Source organism: Polaromonas sp. P1_G2 (assembly GCF_056405515.1).
Genome location: NZ_JBFUBY010001360.1, coordinates 1 through 416, shown reverse-complemented (window position 1 = coordinate 416; position 416 = coordinate 1). Strand labels below are relative to the sequence as shown.

The window sequence follows — 416 nt, the reverse complement described above, 5'->3', positions numbered from 1 at the left end:
TTCCAGCATCGACTTGCCGAAATAGCTCGTCAGCGGCCGGATCAGGTAGTCGAACGGAGTGCGCTCGGTCGTCTTGATGAAGGCTTCCACCGGCATGCCCGGAATGATCTCCGCATTGGTGCCTAGGTATTTCTCCTCACCCGGCAGGATGCTGATCGACACCTGGTAGAAACTCTGGCCGGTGCGCTCATTGGTGATGATGTCGGCCGAGACGCGTTTGACCACCCCCTTGAGATCGGGCGTATGGCGATGGTCGAAGCTGTTGAAGCGGATGATCACCGGCGTGTTGAGATGCACCTGATCGATCTGCGACGGCGGCACCTGGACGCTGACGACGAGCTTCACATTGTCGGGCACGATCTCCATCATCGGCTCGGCGGCGCGGATGACCTGACGGACCGCATGCACCTGCATGT

At 59.9% G+C, this 416-nt stretch carries 1 protein-coding gene; it reads right to left on the bottom strand.

Annotated elements, in window-relative coordinates:
• Positions 1–416: beta-barrel domain-containing protein (locus tag AC1D0P_RS30560; RefSeq protein WP_477680159.1), on the bottom strand; the 416-nt coding region annotated here is incomplete at both ends.